This window comes from Thauera sp. 27, from assembly GCF_000310125.2.
Taxonomy (GTDB): domain Bacteria; phylum Pseudomonadota; class Gammaproteobacteria; order Burkholderiales; family Rhodocyclaceae; genus Thauera; species Thauera mechernichensis.
This window is the reverse complement of the sequence record NZ_AMXB01000100.1, coordinates 1-686: the sequence shown is the minus strand read 5'-3', so window position 1 is coordinate 686 and position 686 is coordinate 1. Positions and strand designations below refer to the sequence as shown.

At 64.6% G+C, this 686-nt stretch carries 1 protein-coding gene; it reads left to right on the top strand.

Going from position 1 to position 686, the window contains the following annotated elements:
• A partial coding sequence (locus tag B447_RS21560; protein WP_004249421.1) for a thiamine pyrophosphate-dependent enzyme occupies positions 1–686 on the top strand: 686 nt, incomplete at both ends.

Sequence of the window (686 nt, the reverse complement as noted above, 5' to 3'; positions counted from 1 at the left end):
GCGGCGAAGATCGCCGCCGAGAAAGCCGCGTGGGAGAAGGAGCTCGACGAATGGACGCACGAGCGCGACCCGTTCAGCCTGGACATGATCGAAGAGAACGCCAAGGAGAAGCCGTTCTCGGGCGGCGAGTACCTGCACCCGCGCCAGGTGCTGCGCGAGCTCGAGAAGGCGATGCCCGAGGACGTGATGGTGTCGACCGACATCGGCAACATCAACTCGGTGGCCAACAGCTACCTGCGCTTCGAGAAGCCGAGGAGCTTCTTTGCGGCGATGAGCTTTGGCAACTGCGGCTACGCCTTCCCGACCATCATCGGTGCCAAGGTGGCCGCGCCGCACCGTCCGGCGGTGTCGTACGCGGGTGACGGTGCCTGGGGCATGAGCCTGATGGAGACGATGACCTGCGTGCGCCACAACATTCCGGTGACCGCGGTGGTGTTCCACAACCGTCAGTGGGGTGCGGAGAAGAAGAACCAGGTGGACTTCTACAACCGCCGCTTCGTCGCTGGCGAGCTGGACAACCAGAGCTTTGCCGAGATCGCGCGCGCGATGGGTGCCGAGGGCATCACGGTCGATCGTCTGGAGGACGTGGGGCCGGCGCTGAAGAAGGCGATCGACCTGCAGATGAACCACGGCAAGACGACGATCATCGAGATCATGTGCACGCGCGAGCTGGGCGACCCGTTCCG